This is a genomic window from Zoogloea ramigera, from assembly GCF_006539865.1.
Lineage (GTDB): Bacteria > Pseudomonadota > Gammaproteobacteria > Burkholderiales > Rhodocyclaceae > Zoogloea > Zoogloea ramigera.
Genome location: NZ_BJNV01000006.1, coordinates 1 through 15,754 on the forward strand (window position 1 = coordinate 1; position 15,754 = coordinate 15,754).

The 15,754-nt window shown below is 69.1% G+C and carries 4 protein-coding genes; 1 reads left to right on the top strand and 3 read right to left on the bottom strand.

The window, feature by feature from the left end; translation table 11 throughout:
- Positions 1-12,342: PKD domain-containing protein (locus tag ZRA01_RS01950; RefSeq protein WP_218028634.1), on the bottom strand; the 12,342-nt coding region annotated here is incomplete at its 3' end.
- 313 nt (positions 12,343-12,655) lie between these two features.
- Between ZRA01_RS01950 and ZRA01_RS01955 the strand changes: the two genes are divergently transcribed.
- Entirely contained in the window at positions 12,656-14,185 is a 1,530-nt protein-coding gene (locus ZRA01_RS01955; RefSeq protein WP_246093253.1) for a L,D-transpeptidase family protein, read from the top strand.
- 3 nt (positions 14,186-14,188) lie between these two features.
- On the opposite strand, the gene ZRA01_RS01960 is transcribed toward ZRA01_RS01955, so the two are convergent.
- Together ZRA01_RS01960 and ZRA01_RS01965 are read right to left on the bottom strand one after the other, a co-directional pair.
- Positions 14,189-14,725, bottom strand: coding sequence for a cytochrome b (locus tag ZRA01_RS01960; protein WP_141349076.1), 537 nt, complete (start codon positions 14,723-14,725; stop codon positions 14,189-14,191).
- Positions 14,722-15,543 carry a dioxygenase family protein gene (locus ZRA01_RS01965; RefSeq protein WP_141349077.1) on the bottom strand — a complete coding sequence of 274 codons (822 nt, stop codon included), beginning with the start codon at positions 15,541-15,543 and terminating at the stop codon, positions 14,722-14,724. The genes ZRA01_RS01960 and ZRA01_RS01965 overlap by 4 nt, the downstream gene beginning before the upstream one ends.
- Positions 15,544-15,754: the final 211 nt, after the last annotated feature.

Here is a 15,754-nt window from a genome sequence, read left to right on the forward strand (position 1 = left end):
AATGGTGACGCCGCCGGGCAGCAGCGTGTCCTGGCCGGGGTCGAGGTAGTTGGCGAGGTTGAGGGTGTAGGCGACGCCAGCCGTGGCCGTGGCGGCGCCGCTGGCGTCGATGTCGGGGGCGACGTTGGTGACGTTGACGGCCTTGGTGGTGCTCCAGGTGCCGTCTTCGTCGGTGGCTTCCACGGTGATGTTGCGGTTGGCATCGCCATCGGCGTAGGTGTGGCTGAGGTTGCCGCCGAGGGTGGTGAGCTGGGCTGCACTGAGGACTTCGACGGCGCTGCCGTCACCCCAGTCGATGCGGTAGGTGTGGAGGGTGTCGGCGCCGGGGTCGCTGTGGGCGATGTGGAGGGCGTAAAGGCTGCCTTCCGGGGTGCTGGCGTTGCCGCTGAGGGTGAGGGTGGGGGCCACGTTGTTGACGGTGATGGCCTTGCTGCCGGCGTTGGCGTGGGCGCCGTCTTCGTCGGTGACGAGCACGCTGATGGTGGGGGTGGTGTTGCCGTCGGCGTAGATGTGGCTGTAGCTGCCGAGGCTGGCGACCACTTCGGCGTTGCCGTCGCCCCAGTTGATGGTGTAGCTGGTGGGGGTGTCGGTGCCGGGGTCGGTGACGCCGACGAGGGTGAGGGTGTAGCTCCCGCCTTCGTCGATGGCGTCGGCGCCGCTGAGGGTGACGCTGGGGGCGACGTTGGCGACGGTGATGGCCTTGGTGTTGCTCCAGGTGCCGTCTTCGTCGGTGGCCTCGACGGTGATCGTGCGGGCCGCGCTGCCGTCGGCGTAGGTGTGGCTGATGTTGCCGCTGGCGGCGGCGAGTTCGGCGGCGCTGAGCAGGGTGGCGGGCGTGCCGTCGCCCCAATCCACGCTGTACTGGGTGATGCTGTCGGTACCCGGGTCGGAGGCGGCGATGTTGAGGGTGTAGAGGCTGCCTTCGGCGGTGCTGCCGTTGCCCGACAGGCTGAGCGTGGGGGCGACGTTGTTCACCGTGACCTGGAAGCTGTCGCTGGCCTGCTGGGCGCCGTCGTCGTCGATGTTGACCGACACGGTGTAGGCGGTGGTGCGGTCGTCGGCGTAGCGGTGGCTGATGTCCAGGGTGCCGGCGTTGTGGGTGCGGCCGCTCGACGTGCTGCCGTCGCCCCAGTCGATGGTGTAGAGGCGGCCGGTGGGGTCGGTGTCGGTGGGGTCGGTGAAGGTGATGGTCTGGATGAAGGTGCTGCCTTCGCCCACCGTGCGGTCGGCGCCGGCATCCACCGTGAGCACTTCGGCCGGCGCGCTGACGGTGACGGCCTTGGTGGCGACGTTGGTGTAGCTGCCGTCTTCGTCGGCCAGGCTGACGTTGATGGTGCGGGCGCCGCTGGAGGCGTAGGCGTGGGTGAGCTGCCGGTTGGCGGGCAGGTCGGCGGGCAGCACGATCTGGGTGGGGCTGCCGTCGCCCCAGTCGATGCGGTACTCGCTCAAGGTGTCGGCGCCCGGCTCGGTGATGCCGCCGAGGGTGAGGGTGTACACCTCGTTCTGCACGACGGTGGCGTCGCCGAAGAGGTTGAGGTCGGGGGCGACGTTGCTCACCGTGACCTGGAAGCCGTCCACCTGCACGCTGTTGCCCTGGCCCTGCTGGTCGTTGGCGGTGACGGTGACGTTGTACACGCCGTCGTCGGCGTAGGTGTGGCCGATGTTGAACAGGTCGGCGCTGGTGTTGTAGACGCTGTTGGGGCTGCCGTCGCCCCAGTTGACGGTGATCTGGTGGGTGTCCGGGTCGGGGTCGCCGAGGGTGATGGCGTGGGTGAAGAAGTGGCCTTCGGCGGGGGTGTCGTCGGCGCCGGCTTCGAGGGCCGGGGCGTCATTGACGTTGCTGAGGTTGATGTTGGTGTAAACCGGGGTGCCGGCAAAGGCCACGCCGTCGCTGCCCGTCCAGGCGAACTGGTCGAGGCCGAAGTAGTTGGCGTTGCCCTGATAGGTGAGCTTGCCGGCCTGCAGCTCGGCGAGGCTGATCTCCTGCCCGGCGACGAGGTCAATGCCGTCGAGCCTGAGGGTGCCCTCGCCCGGCAGCGTGGTGATCTTGATCGCGGCGAGGTTCTGGCCTTCCGGGTCGTTGAAGCCGGAGATGAAGAGCGCGTCGGTGAGGACGATGCTGCTGTCTTCTGCGCCGCTCACGAAGACGTCGGTGAGCACCGGCGCGGTGTTGCTGTAGCGCTGGAGGCGGATCTCCTGGGTGTTGTTGCCGCCGTCGGGCAGGCCGTCGCCGTTCTGGTCGCTGGAGTACACATAGGACGCGTAGGCCACCACGAAGCCGCCGTCGGCCATGCTGGTGATGGCGGGCTGGTTTTGCGTGCTGGGTGTGTAGCGGTTGACCAGGGTCTGGCCGTCGAGCTGGCGGCCGGCGGCGTCGTATTGCTGCAGGAAGACGTCGGAGTCGGCCCAGGTGATGACCCAGCCACCGTTTTCGAGGGCGGTGACCGCCGGGTCGTCCTGGTTGCCGCTGGTGGTGGTGTTGACGCGGAACTCTGCGCCGACGGTGTTGCCGGCGGCATCAAAGCGCTGGGCGTAGATGCCGCCGCTGGAGAGATCCTGCCCCTCCGAGCGCCACACGATGAGGTAGCCGCCGTCTTTCAGGGCGGCGATGTCGGGCTGGTACTGGTTGCTGTCGGTGTAGGTATTGACGCGGAACTCGCCGCCGAGCTTGCTGCCGTTGGCTGCAAAGTGCTGGGCGTAGACCCCCGTGCCGTTGCCGTCCTGGGCGGCGTCGGTGCGCCAGGTGACGACGAAGCTGCCGTCGCCGAGCACCGCGATGGCCGGCTCGTACTGGTTGGACGGGCTGGCCGTCGGGGTGTTGGCCTTGATCTGACCGGTGAGGGGGCTGCCGTCGGCGCCGAACTGGCGCACGTAGACATCGCCATGGCTGCCGGTGCCCGAGCTGTCGTAGTTGTCGTTGTACCAGGTGACGGCGAAGGCGCCGTCGGCGAGGGCGGTGACGTCGGGCTGGTACTGGCCGCCGGCGGTGGTTTCGTTGATCCGGAACTCGCCACCCACGGCCACGCCGGCGGCGTCGTAGCGCTGGGCATACACGCCGGCGCTGCCGCCGTCCTGGTTGTCGGAGCGCCACACGGCGACGAAGCCGCCATTCGTGAGGCCGACCACCCGGGCCTCGTACTGAGCGCCAGCGGTGGTGGTGCTGATGCGGAATTCGCCGCCGACGGCGTTGTCGTCGGCGTCGTAGCGCTGGCCATAGACGCCGTGGCTGCTGCCGTCGGCGCCGCCCTGGTCGGTCCACACCACCACGTAGCCGCCCGCCGCCAGGTGGGCGATGGAGGGCTCCACCTGGTTGCCGGCCACGGTGGTGTTGACGGTCTTTTCGAGGCCCCGTGGCACGGCGCCATCCACCGCCGCAGTGACGTTGAGGGTGATGAACTTGGCGTCGCTGGCGCCGCCGTCGCCGTCGGTCAGGCGCACCGACACCGTGCGGCTGGCGAAGGGGTTGCTGGAGGTGTTCTGGTAGGTGAGGTTCTCGACGACCGACTCGACCGCTTCGACCGTGGCGTTGCTGTTGAACACCACCGCCAGCTTGCCGTGGTTGGCGCCGTTGGCGGTGATGGTGCCGACCTGCACCCCGCTGTAATACACGCCGAGGCCGCTGACGCGGACCTGGGTCGGGCCGTCGCCCTCGGAGCGGATGCCGAGCTGGTCCTGGTTCTCGAGGCCCTGCATGCCCAGCTGATCCTGGCCGCCGTAGCCGCTGATGTAGTCCACCTCGAGCCGCCCGCCGGCAAAGTTGGCCGAGTCGGGGTCGTAGAGGCCGACGCCCGGGTCGATGAGCTGCGGCGCCAGGTTGAGCGCGTTCTCGCCATAGGTGACGCTGCTGGCCACATCCACCAGCAGCGGGTTGGTCTGGCGGCTGAAGTCGGCCGGGTTGCCGAACAGGCGCTGGTAGATGCCGTAGGAGCTGGCGCCATCGTCGCCCCGGTCGGCCCAGCTGACGACGAAGTTGCCGCTGCCCAGGCCCAGCACCACGGGCTGGGTGGCGGAGCTGTTGTCGGCCACGTCGACGCGGATGTCGCCATCGACGGCCACGCCGTTTGCGTCGAACTGCTGGGCGAAGATCTGACTGCCGTTGGTCCACGCGATCACGAAGCCGCCGTTGGCCAGGGCGCCCACGCTGGGCTGCTGCTCGCTGCTGGCGGTGGCGGTGTTGACGCGGAACTCGCTGCCGACGGGGGTGCCGTCGTTGGCGTAGCGCTGGGCAAACACGCCGAAGTTGCTGCCGCTGTCCTGATAATAGGACGTCCAGCTCACCACGAAGCCGCCGCCGGTGAGAGCCGCAATGCTCGGATCCAGCTGGTTGTTGGGGGTGTGGGTGTTGATGCGGAACTCGCTGCCGAGGGCGGCGCCGTTGGCGGCAAAGCGTTGGGCAAAGATGCCCGAGTCGTTGCCGTCCTGGCTGCCGTCGGCACGCCAGGTCACGACGAAGCTGGCGTCGCTGAGCACCGCGATGCTGGGTTCGTACTGGGCGCTGTTGGTGAAGCCGGCGCTGGTGTTGGCGCGGGTTTCGGTGCCTAGCGGGCTGCCGGTGTTGTCGAAGCGCTGGACGTAGACGTCGTAGTAGCGCCCGTCCTGGAGCGCGTCCGAATACCAGGCGACGATAAAGCCTCCACCGGCCACGCTGGCGATGGTCGGCTGGTACTGGTTGCCGCCGGTGCTGCTGTTGACCAGGAAGGCCTCGCCCACCTGCAGGCCGCCGGCGTCGTAGCGTTGGCCGAACAGGCCGGAGCCGCTGCCGTCGCGGCCGCCCTGGTCACGCCACACGACCACGAAGCCACCACCGTCGAGGCTGGCCACCTCCGGCTCGGTCTGGTCGTAGGGTGTGTAGTCGTTGACCTGGAACTGGTTGCCCACCGCGACGCCCTGGGCGTCGTAGCGCTGGCCGTAGATGCCGTAGCCCCAGCCGTCCTGGGTTTCAGACGTCCACACGGTGACGTAGCCACCGTCGCCCAGGCGGGCCATGGCGGGCTGGCTCTGGTCGGACGGGGTGTAGGTGTTGACCAGGTCTTCGGTGAACAGGGGCTGGCCGCCGTCGTATTGGGGGGTGACGTCGATCTGCACCACCTGCGGCTTGCCGGCCCCGCCGGCGCCGTCGCTGACCTGGATGCTCACCAGGCGGCTCGCTGCCGGGTTGGAGGCGGTGTTGCGGTAGGTGAGGTTCTCGATCACCGCTTCCACGGCGGCTGCGGTGGCAGCCCCGTTGAAGGTGACGACGAGGTCGCGGCCCGCCGCACCATCGGCGACGATCGTGCCGATGGGAGTGCCGCCGTAGCGCAGCTCGGTGCCGGAAACCGACACCTGGCCGGTGCCGCCGCCCTGGTTGCGGATGCCGAACTGATCCTGGGCTTCCGGATTCTGGGGCAGCTGGGCCTGTTCGATGCTGCCGTAGCCGCTGATCACGCTGACCACCAGCTGGCCGCCGTTGAAATTGGCGGAGTCGGAGTCGGTGAGGCGCACCGCGGCGTCGATGAGCTGGGGCGTGGCGTTGACGAGGTTCTCGTCGAAGCTGACCTGGCTGGCCACATCGACCAGCTCGGGTGCCGCCGAGCGGGTGATCGAGCCCGGGGTGCCCAGGATCTGGCTGAAGATGCCGTAGGTGCTGGGGGCGCCGGCCTCCTGGTCGTAGCCGGCCCAGGTGACCACGAAGTTGCCGCCGCTGCCGATGGCGGCGACGTCAGCGTAGTACTGGGTGCTGGCGGTGGTGGTGTTGACGCGGGTCGGGCCGTCGACCTTGCCACCGGCGGCGTCGAACTGCTGGATGTACACCTCGTAGCCGTTGGCGTCCCAGGCCGCGACGAAGCCGCCGCTGGCCAGGGCCGTGACGCGGACGAAGTTGTTGTTGGGGGCGGTGTCGACGGTGCTGATGCGGAACTCGCCCGCCAGCTTGGCGCCGGCGGCATCGAAGCGCTGGCCATAGAGCTGGTTGTCGGCCGACCACCAGGCGGCCACGTAGCCGCCACCGGCGAGGGCCGCCACGTCGTGGCCGCTCTGCTGGCCAGAGACGGTGGTGCTGACCACCTGCTCGGCCACCGCCTGGGTGCCGTCGGCGTTGAAGACCTTGCTGAAGACGCCGTAGCCGCTGCCGTCGTTGCTGCTGGCGTCGCCATAGACGGCGACGAACCGTCCATCGGCGAGGGCCGCCAGGCGCGGGTTGTACTGGGTGCCGGTGGTGGTGGTGTTGACGGTGAACTCGGGGTTGAGCTCGTTGCCGGTGGCGTCGAAGCGGCGGGCCAGCACGTCGTCGTTGTAGTAGCCGGAGGCGTTGGTGTAGTCGCTGCGGTAGGCGACGACGAAGCTGCCGTCGGTAAGGCCGACCACGGCCGGCTCATTCTGGTTGCTGGTGGTGGTGGCGTTGAGCTGCCGCTCGGAGCCGACGCGGGCGCCGTCGGCGGCGTAGATCTGGCCGTAGACCCCGGCGGCCGAGCCGTCCTGGTTGTCGGAGCGCCACGCGACGACGAAGCCGCCATTGGCGAGGCTGGCCACCTGGGGCTCGTACTGGGCGCCGAGGGTCTGGCTGTTCACCTGGAACTCGGCACCGACGGCGGCGCCCCGGGCGTCGTAGCGCTGGCCGTAGACGCCGTAGCTGTCGCCGTCCTGGGCGCTGGAGCGCCACACCACGACGTAGCTGCCGGTGTTGGGGCCCTGCAGGCCGACGGTGACCGGCACGTGCTGCTCGTTGGTTTCGTAGGTGTTGACCTGCTGCTCGCCGAAGATCGGGCCGGCGCCGTCGACCTGCGGGGTGACGTTGATCTGCATGTCGCGGGCGGTGCTCGCGGCGCCGGTGCTGTCGGTCAGCACGAAGCGGATGTTGCGGCTGGCGTTGGGCCCGTCGGAGGCGTTGCGGTAGGTGAGGTTCTCGATGACCCGCTCGATGCCCTGATCGGTGGCGCTGGCGTTCCAGGTGATCTGCAGGTTGTTGCCGTTGACGCCGTTCAGCGTGCCGCTGAGGGTGCCGATCTCGGTGCCCTGGAAGCTCACCGCGGTGCCGGAGACGCCCACCTCGTTGGGGCCGCTGCCCTGGTTGCGGATGGCGAGCTGGTCGTCAACGCGGTTGGTGCTGCTGAGGTAGGAGACCGTGAGGGTGCCGGTGTTGAAGTTGCCGGCGCCGTAGTAGGCGACCTGCGCCGCGTCGTCGAGCACGAAGCCGCCGGCCTGGGCCTGGGCTTCGGTGAGGGTGACGCTGGTTTCGATGTCGTTCACGAACTCTGCGGTGGGCGCGATCGTGGGCTGGATCTGGATCTCCACGTTCGCCGCGTTGCTGGTGCCACCGTCGCCGTCGGTGAGGCGGAAGCTCACGTAGCGGTCGGTGGTGCCGGAGGGCGGCGCGGTGTTCTGATAGGTGATGTTCTGGGCCAGGGCGCGCAGCGCCAGCGGGGTGGCGTTGGCGTTGAGGGTGACGGTGAGCAGGCCGTTGCCGGCGCCGCCGCCGGTGAAGCTGCCGATCACGGTGCCGGCGAAGCTGACGTCGCTGCCCGACACGCCGATCTGGAAGGCGCCGGTGCCCTGGTTGCGGATGCCGAGGGCTTCGCTGGCCGTGGCGCCGTTGAGCAGCGTGACGGTGAAGCTGCCGCCGTCGAAGTCGGTGGAGTCGGCGTCCTGCACGCTCACGTCGGCGTCGATGAGCTGCGGGTTGCCGGCGTAGAAGGACGAGGCGGCATCACTGACCAGGATGCGCTGGGTGCGGAAGTCGTCCAGCACCGGGCCGGCCGAGCTGCGGGCGAGCTCGGCGGCGTTGCCGAAGAGCTGCTGGTAGACGCCGGAGTTGCTGCCGTCCTGGGTGTCGGAGCGCCAGGTGACGACGAAGTTGTCGCTGCCCAGGTGGGCGATGGCGGCTTCCGACTGGGTGCTGCTCGGGAAGCTGTTGACCTTGCGCTGGCCGTCGATGGCGACACCGCTGGCGTCGTATTCGCGGATGTAGACGTCGGCGGTGGTGCCGCTGCCGCTGATGTCGTAGTTGTCGTTGAAGAAGCTGACGACGAAGCCGCCGTTGTCGATGCCCACCACGTCGGGCTGGTACTGGCCGCCGCTGGTGGTTTCATTGACCAGGAACTGGGCGCCGAGCTTGTTGCCGGCCGCGTCGAAGCGCTGGCCGAAGACGGCGTTGCCGGAGCCGTCGGCGCCGTTGTCGTCGCGCCACACGATCACGAAGCCACCGCCGACGAGGCTGCCGACCTTGGCTTCGTACTGGTTGCTGGCGGTGAGGGTGTTGGCCAGGGTTTCGGGGCCGAGCTTGTTGGCGCTGGCGTCGAAGCGCTGGAAGTAGATGCCGGCGCCGCTGCCGTCCTGGTTGTCGGAGCGCCAGCTGACGACGAAGCTGCCGTCGGCGTGGGTGGCCACGTCGCTTTCGTACTGGCTGCCGCTGGTGGTGGTGTTGGCGCGGAAGAGGGCGCCGACCGGCGTGCCGTCGGTGTTGAAGCGCTGGGCATACACGCCGTAGCCGCTGCCGTCACCGCCGGTGGCGAGGGTGGCGTTTGATTGCCAGGTGATGATGTAGCCGCCGGCCGCGAAGGCATCGATGGCGGGCATTGCCTGCGTGCTGTTGGTGGAGGCGCTGTTGACCAGGAACTGCGACCCCGCCGGCACGCCGGCGGCGTCGAAGCGGCGGGCGTAAACGCCGTAGCTGCTGCCGTCGGCATTGGTGTTCTGGTCGGTCCACGTGATCACGAAGCTGCCGTCGGCGAGGCCGGCGGCCTTGACTTCACGCTGGTTGCCGTCGGTGCTGGTGTTCACCCGGAACTCGGGCCCCGTGGCTACCCCGTTCTCGAGGAAACGCTGGGCGAACACGCCGTCGCCACTGCCGTCCTGGCTGCGGGAGATCCAGGTCGTCACATAACCGCCACCACTCAGCGCGGCCACCGCGGGCGACCACTGGTAGTCGAAGGCCTGGGTGTTGACCTGCTCCTCGCCGTGGGCAGTGGGCGTGCCGTCGAGGCTCTGGGTGATGTTGACGGTGAGGGTGCTGGGTTCGCTGGTGCCGCCGTCGCCGTCGGCGACGCGCAGGGCGAGGCTGCGGGTGGTGGTGGGGCTGGAGTCGGCGTTGCGGTAGCCGAGGTGCTGGATGAGGGCCTCGACCGCCTCGACGGTGGCGGCGGTGCTGGTGAAGTCGATGCGCAGGTTGCTGCCGTTTGCGCCACCGCTGACGGTGCCGATGGCGGCCCCGCCGTAGCTGACGGTGCTGCCCGCCACGCCGATCTGGCCGGGGCCGTTGCCCTCGTCGATGACGCCGAGCTGGTCTTCGGCGCCGGCGCCGCGCACGTAGTAGAGGTCGAGCCGCCCGCCCTCGAAGTTGCCCGAATCCGGGTCGGTGAGGCCGACGGCCGTGTCGAGGGCCTGCAGGCCGGCGTTCACGTCGTTCTCGACAAAGGTGACGGTGCCGGTGACGTCGCCCAGCTCCGGGCGCTCCGAGCGGGCCAGGGCGGCGCCGGTGCCGAAGAGCTGCTGGCGGATCTCGTAGGTGTTGTTGCCGCCGTTTGCGCTGGTCGCGTAGCCGCTATAGACGACCGCGAAGTTGCCGCCGCCCAGGTCGGTGACGGCGGGCTGTCCGGCGGTGCTGTTGTCGGGGGACTCGAGCTTGCGCTGGCCGTCGATGGGGTTGCCGCTGGCGTCGTATTCGCGGATGTAGACGTCGGAGGTGGTGCCGGCACCGCTGATGTCGTAGTTGTCGTTGTAGAACGTGACGACGAAGCCGCCGGTGGACAGGGCGGTGATCTCGGGCTGGTATTGGCTGCCGGCGGTGGTCTCGTTCACCACGAACTCGCCGCCGAGCTTGTTGCCGCTGGCGTCGAAGCGCTGGCCGATCACGGCCCAGCCGTTGCCATCCTGGAGGTAGGAGGGCCACACGACGACGAAGTTGCCGCTGGCGAGCACCGCCACGTTGGGCGCCTCGTCGTAATCGCTGGCGCCGCTCTGCTGGTTGGCGGTGGTGGTGTTGACCAGGAAGCTGCTGCCGAAGGTGCCAGCCGCGGCGTTGTAGAGGCGGCCATAGACGCCGTAGCTGCTGCCGTCGTTGCTGCCCCCGTCGGCCCACACGACGATGAGGTTGCCGTTGCTCCAGGCGGCCGCGTCGGGCAGGTACTGGGCTCCGCCCTGGGCGGTGGCGCCGCCGGGCACGGTGCTGACGAGGGTCTCGGCGCCTACCTTGACGCCGTCGTTGTTGAAGCGTTGCTGGTAGATGTCGCTGCCGGTGCTCCACACCGTGGCAAAGCCGCCGGGGTAGGCGGCGACGTTGTTGTGGTACTGGGTGCCGCTGGTGGTGGTGTTGATCAGGAACTGGCCGCCGAGGGCGCTGCCGGCCGCGTCGAAGCGCTGGCCATACACGGCGTAGCCGCTGCCGTCGTTGGCGCCGTCGTCCTGCCAGGTGATTACGTAGCCGCCGGTGGACAGGGCGGCAACCTGGGCCCAGCTCTGGTTGCCGCCGGCAAGGGTGTTGACCCGCAGCTCGGGCCCGATGACCTCGCCGTTGCTGGCGAAGCGCTGGGCGTAGATGCCCCAGCCGTCACCGTCCTGGCCGCTGTTGGACTGCCAGGTGACCACGTAGCTGCCGTCGGCCAGCGTGGCTGCCGAGGGCCAGTACTGGGCGCCCGTGGCGTGGGTGTTGACCTGCTCCTCGGCGTGGGCGAGGGGCGTGCCGTCATTCTCACGCAGCACCTTGATCTGCACCGACCCGGCGTTGCTGGTGCCGCCGTCGCCGTCATAGACGCGCACGCTCACGGTCCGGCTGGCCTGCGGGCTGTTGGAGCTGTTGGCGTAGGTGAGGTTCTGGATCAGCGCCTCGACCGCGTCGACGCTGGCGTTGGCGTTGAGGTCGATCGTGAGCAGGCTGCCATTGGTACCGCCGCCGAGAGTGCCGATGGCGACCGCACCGCTGCCGTCGTTGTAGCTGACCGTGTTGCCCGTGACGCCGATCTGGGCCACGCCGGTGCCCTGGTTGCGCACGCCAAGCTGGTCTTCGGGGCTGCCGAACTGGGTGTAAAAAATTTCGACACGGCCGCCGTCGAGGTTGGCGGAGTCGAGGTCGAGGAGGCTGACCGCCGGGTCGATGATCTGCGGCGTGGCGTTGACCAGGTTTTCACCGAAGGTCAGGGTGCCGGCGAAGTCGCCCAGGCTGGGGCTGGCCTGGCGGGGAAGTTCGGTGGCGTCGCCGAAGAGCTGCTGGTAGACGCCGCTCTGGCTGCCGTCCTGGCCTTCGGAGCTCCACACCACCACGTAGTTGCCGCTGCCCAGGCTGGCGATGGCCGGCTCGGACTGGGAGCTCTGGCTGGCGGTGGGTGTGTTGGCCTTGAGCTGCCCGGTGAGCGCGGTGCCGTCGCCGGCGTATTCGCGCACGTAAACGTCCTGGTAGGAGCCGGTGCCGGACACATCGTAGTTCTCGTTGTACCAGCTGACCGCGAAACCGCCGCCGGCGATGGCCGACACATCGGGCTGGTACTGGCCGCCGGCGGTGGTCTCGTTGACCCGGAACTCACCGCCCGCTGCGACACCGGCGGCGTCGTAGCGCTGCCCATAGACGCCCGCGCTGCTGCCGTCCTGGCTGTCGGAGCGCCACACGACGACAAAGCCGCCGCCTTCAAGGGCGGCCACCCGGGCTTCGTACTGGTTGCCCGAGGTGGTCGAGTTGGCCCGGAACTCGCCGCCCGCCGGGCTACCGTCGGCGTTATAGCGCTGGGCATAGACGCCCGCGCTGCTGCCGTCCTGGCCGTCGGAGCGCCACACGACGACGAAGCGGCCGTCGGCGAAGGCCGCCACGTCGGGTTCGTACTGGCTGTTGGTGGTGGCGGTATTGACGCGAAACTCGTTGCTGCCGCCCGTCAGCACCGGGTTGCCGGCGTTGTCGAAACGCTGGGCGTACACGCCGTAGCCGCCGCCGTCCTGGCCGTTGGAATACCAGGTGACGACGTAGCCGCCGGTGTAGGCGGCGATGCTCGGCTGGCCCTGGTCATTGGTCGTGAATGTGTTGACCTTCTGTTCGCTGCCCAGCAACTGCCCCGCCGCGTTGACCCGCTGCATGTAGATCCCGTAGCTGCTGCCGTCGGCGCCGCTGCCGTCGGTCCACACCACCGCGAAGCTGCCGTCGGAGAGGCCGGTCACCCTGGGTTGGACCTGGTTGTTGACCGTAGTGGTGTTGACGCGGAACTCCGGCCCGGTCGGCACCCCCGAGGCGGTGAAGCGCTGGGCGTAGATGCCGTCGTTGCTGCCGTCCTGTTCGCGGGACGTCCACACCACCACGTAGCCGCCGCCTGCGAGAGGTGAGACGCTCGGCGCATACTGGTAATCGACGGTGTAGGCGTTAACGCGTTCTTCACCATAAACGTAGCTCATGAAGGCACCTCTTCGGATCGGTTAGGCTGGGGACGCGGGCATGGCGTCGATGTCGAATGTGATCAGCAGCAATTTTGATGCCATTCGAAAAAACCTATAAAAAAGCCGGAGATGTGCCATTAGTGGCGGTGTGGTGTAAAAAAAGCTGACATGGGTTGCCAGGTGTTTTTGCTGTGAAAAGCCTTGGTATTAATATTCTCTATATGACCACTTTGTTTTTGTGGTGAAAAAATCTCGGGTTATGCCTTCTGAGCGTTTTTGCCGTGCTGCTTGGTGGCTGTGCTGGCGCTCGTCATGCGTCAGCCGGCTGGGATTGGGTGGCCTGCTCTGCGTGCTGAGCAGCTGGGCCGTGGCCCAGGACGAGGGGTTCGCGTGGATTGCCGACGGGCGCCCGAACCAGGAGGCCCACCAGGCGGTGTCGATTCTGCTGGGGGCTGCCGCCGACGGGCTCGAGCCCGACGACTATGGGGCGGGCGGGCTCGAGCAGGCGCTCGCCGAGGCCGAGGCCGAGGCCCTGGACGCCGCCGGGCAGCGTGCCCTCGAGGCGGCGCTCACCCGGGCCATGACCCGTTATCTGGCCGACCTGCACGGTGGCCGCGTGGATCTGCGGGTGATCCAGCCCGGTCAGCGTTTCGAGCGCGACAACGGCTTCGCTCCGGCCGAGGTGCTGCAGGCGGCGCTGGCCGCCGGGCGTCTGCCCGAGGCGGTACGTGAGGCGGCACCGGCCCAGCCCGACTATCCGGGCCTGCGGCGCGCCCTCGGGTGGTATCGCGAGCTGGCCGAAGACCCGCTGCGCGGCGGCCTGTGGCAGACACCGCTGGCGCCGCTGCCCGGGCGCAAGCTCGAGCCCGGGCAGGCCTGGGCCGGGGTCGGCGACCTGGCCCGGCGTCTGGTGGCCCTGGGTGATCTGCCGGCGACGGCCCGGCTGGCGAGCCGCTATGAAGGCGAGGTGGTGGCCGGCTTGCGGGCCTTCCAGGCGCGCCACGGCCTGGCGGCGGATGGCGTGATCGGCCGCGAGACCGTCGCCCAGCTCGAGGTGTCACCGGCGCACCGGATGCGCCAGATCGTGCTCGGCCTCGAACGCCTGCGCTGGACGCCGCGCCTGCGGGCGCCGCGGAGCATCGTGGTGAATGTGCCCGAGTTCATGCTGCGCGCCTACACGCTGGAGGGCGGTGCGGCTACGCTGGCGCTGCAGATGCGGGTGATCGTCGGCAAGGCACTGGACACCCGCACGCCGCTCTTCGCCGAGGACATGCGCTTCATCGAGTTCAGCCCCTACTGGAACGTGCCGCCCTCCATCGCCCAGGCCGAGCTGGTGCCCAAGCTGCAGCGCAGCCCCGGCTATTTGGCCCGTCAGGGTTTCGAGTTCGTCGATGGCGGCGGCCACGTTTACACGACGCTGGCCCCGGACCGGCTGAACGCGGTGCTGCGCGGCCAGTTGCGCATCCGCCAGCGGCCGGGGCCGAAGAACGCGCTGGGGGACATCAAGTTCGTGTTTCCCAACGACGACAACATCTACCTCCACCACACCCCCTCTCCGGGGCTGTTTGCGCGCCAGCGGCGGGATTTCAGCCACGGCTGCATCCGCGTCGAGGCGCCGGTGGCGCTGGCGGGCTTCGTGCTGGCGGGCATGCCCGGGTGGGATGAGGCGCGCATCCGCGAGGCGATGGCGCGGCGCAGCTCGAACACCCTGCGGCTGCGTGAGCCGCTGCGGGTGGTGATCGCCTACAACACGGTCGGGGTGGCACCGGATGGGCGGGTGTTGTTCCATCCGGACATCTACGGCCACGATGCAGCCCTCGACGCGGCCTTGCGCCGTGGTGCGCGGGCCGCGGCGCCGTGAAGCCTAGCGGCCGAAGGGCAGCATCCGGCGCAGGGTGGCGTCCTTGTCGATCAGGTGGTGCTTGAGGGCGCCGGCCACGTGCAGGCCCACCAGCACCAGTAGCGCGAGGTTGAGGGCCTCGTGGGCTTCCTTCAGCAGGTCGCCGAGCTCCTTGTCCTTGCCCACCAGGTCGGGCAGCGGCAATACGCCGAAATAGACGGTCTGGAAGCCCTTCGCGGAGCTCATCAGCCAACCCGACAGCGGCACCAGCACCATCAGCAGGTAGAGCAGGTGATGGGTGCCCTCGGCCACCTTGTGCTGCCACGCCGGCATCGGCAGCGGGGCCGGCGGGCGGTGGGTGATGCGCCACAGGATGCGCGGCACGAAGAGCAGCAGCATCGTGATGCCGATCCACTTGTGGTACGCGTAGAGCTTGAGCTTGTCGGGCGACAGGGGCAGCTCGTGCATGTACGCGCCCAGGGGCCAGGCGACGATGATCAGCAGGGCGACGACCCAGTGGGCGGCGATGGCCGGGCCGGTGTAGCGTGCGGGCGAGTTCATTGTTGTGCGGGTGCGGGAGTGAAGGGGGCGGGGCTGGCGTCCTGCCACAGGTAGGCGTCCATGGCGAGGCCGCTGTAGGTGTATTCGGGGGTGAGGCGCAGGGGCTTCTCGCCGGGCTCGGCGGCACCCAGGGCGGCAAACAGCGGCAGCAGGTGCTCCTCGGTGGGGTGGGCGCCGGCGCCGTGGGGCGCGGCGCGGCGATAGTCGAGGAGGGCCGGGCGGTCGTCCCGGGCCAGCGCCTCGCCCACCCAGTCGGCAAAGGCCGCGGCCTGGGGCACGGGCTGGCCGTTGCGGCCCCAGGTGAGCCAGTCGAAGTTGTGGGTGACGGCGCCAGAGGCCAGGATCAGCACGCCTTCGTCCCGCAGCGGGCGCAGCGCGGCACCGAGCTGGCGGTGCCAGTCGGGCCCTTCGCAGGGCTGGATCGCCAGCTGCACGACGGGGATGTCGGCCGCCGGGTACATGGCCTTCAGGGGAATCCACGCCCCGTGGTCGAGGCCGCGGGCCGGGGTTTCGGCGCAGGGCAGGCCGGCGCCGGTGATCAGCTCGCGCACCCGGCCGGCGAGCGCCGGGGCACCGGGGGCCGGGTAGGCCATCTCGTAGAGGGCCGGCGCAAAGCCGCCGAAATCGTGGATGGTCTCGGGCGTGGCGGTGGTGCTCACGGTGGGTTCCCGCGCGGCCCAGTGGGCCGAGACGACCAGGATCGCCCGCGGGCGGGGCAGCCGGTCGCCCAGGGTTTCCCACAGACGCACGGTGGCGCCGGGCTTTAGCAGCACGTCGGGGGCGCCGTGGGAGACGAAGAGGATGGGATGACGGTTCATGGTTTGCTCCTGCAGGCGGATGCGCCTGGGTGATGGGGCGCACTTTAGCCCCTTGATTGGAGCAAAAAAAGCCTTTTAAATGGCTTTCTTTGTTGCGATTGTGGCAACAATTAGCCGTTGCATCCGCGGCTGCGCCGGCTGCGGCCCCATGGCCCGAGACGCCCGGGGCCGCCCGGGGCGCGCGGCAGGAATACCTTCAAGACGGAGTTGA

What these genes read in the sequence shown, in the direction of transcription:
- ZRA01_RS01960 (WP_141349076.1), bottom strand. Translation starts at nt 14,725, where the DNA reads ATGAACTCGCCCGCACGCTACACCGGCCCGGCCATCGCCGCCCACTGG.
- ZRA01_RS01965 (WP_141349077.1), bottom strand. Translation starts at nt 15,543, where the DNA reads ATGAACCGTCATCCCATCCTCTTCGTCTCCCACGGCGCCCCCGACGTG.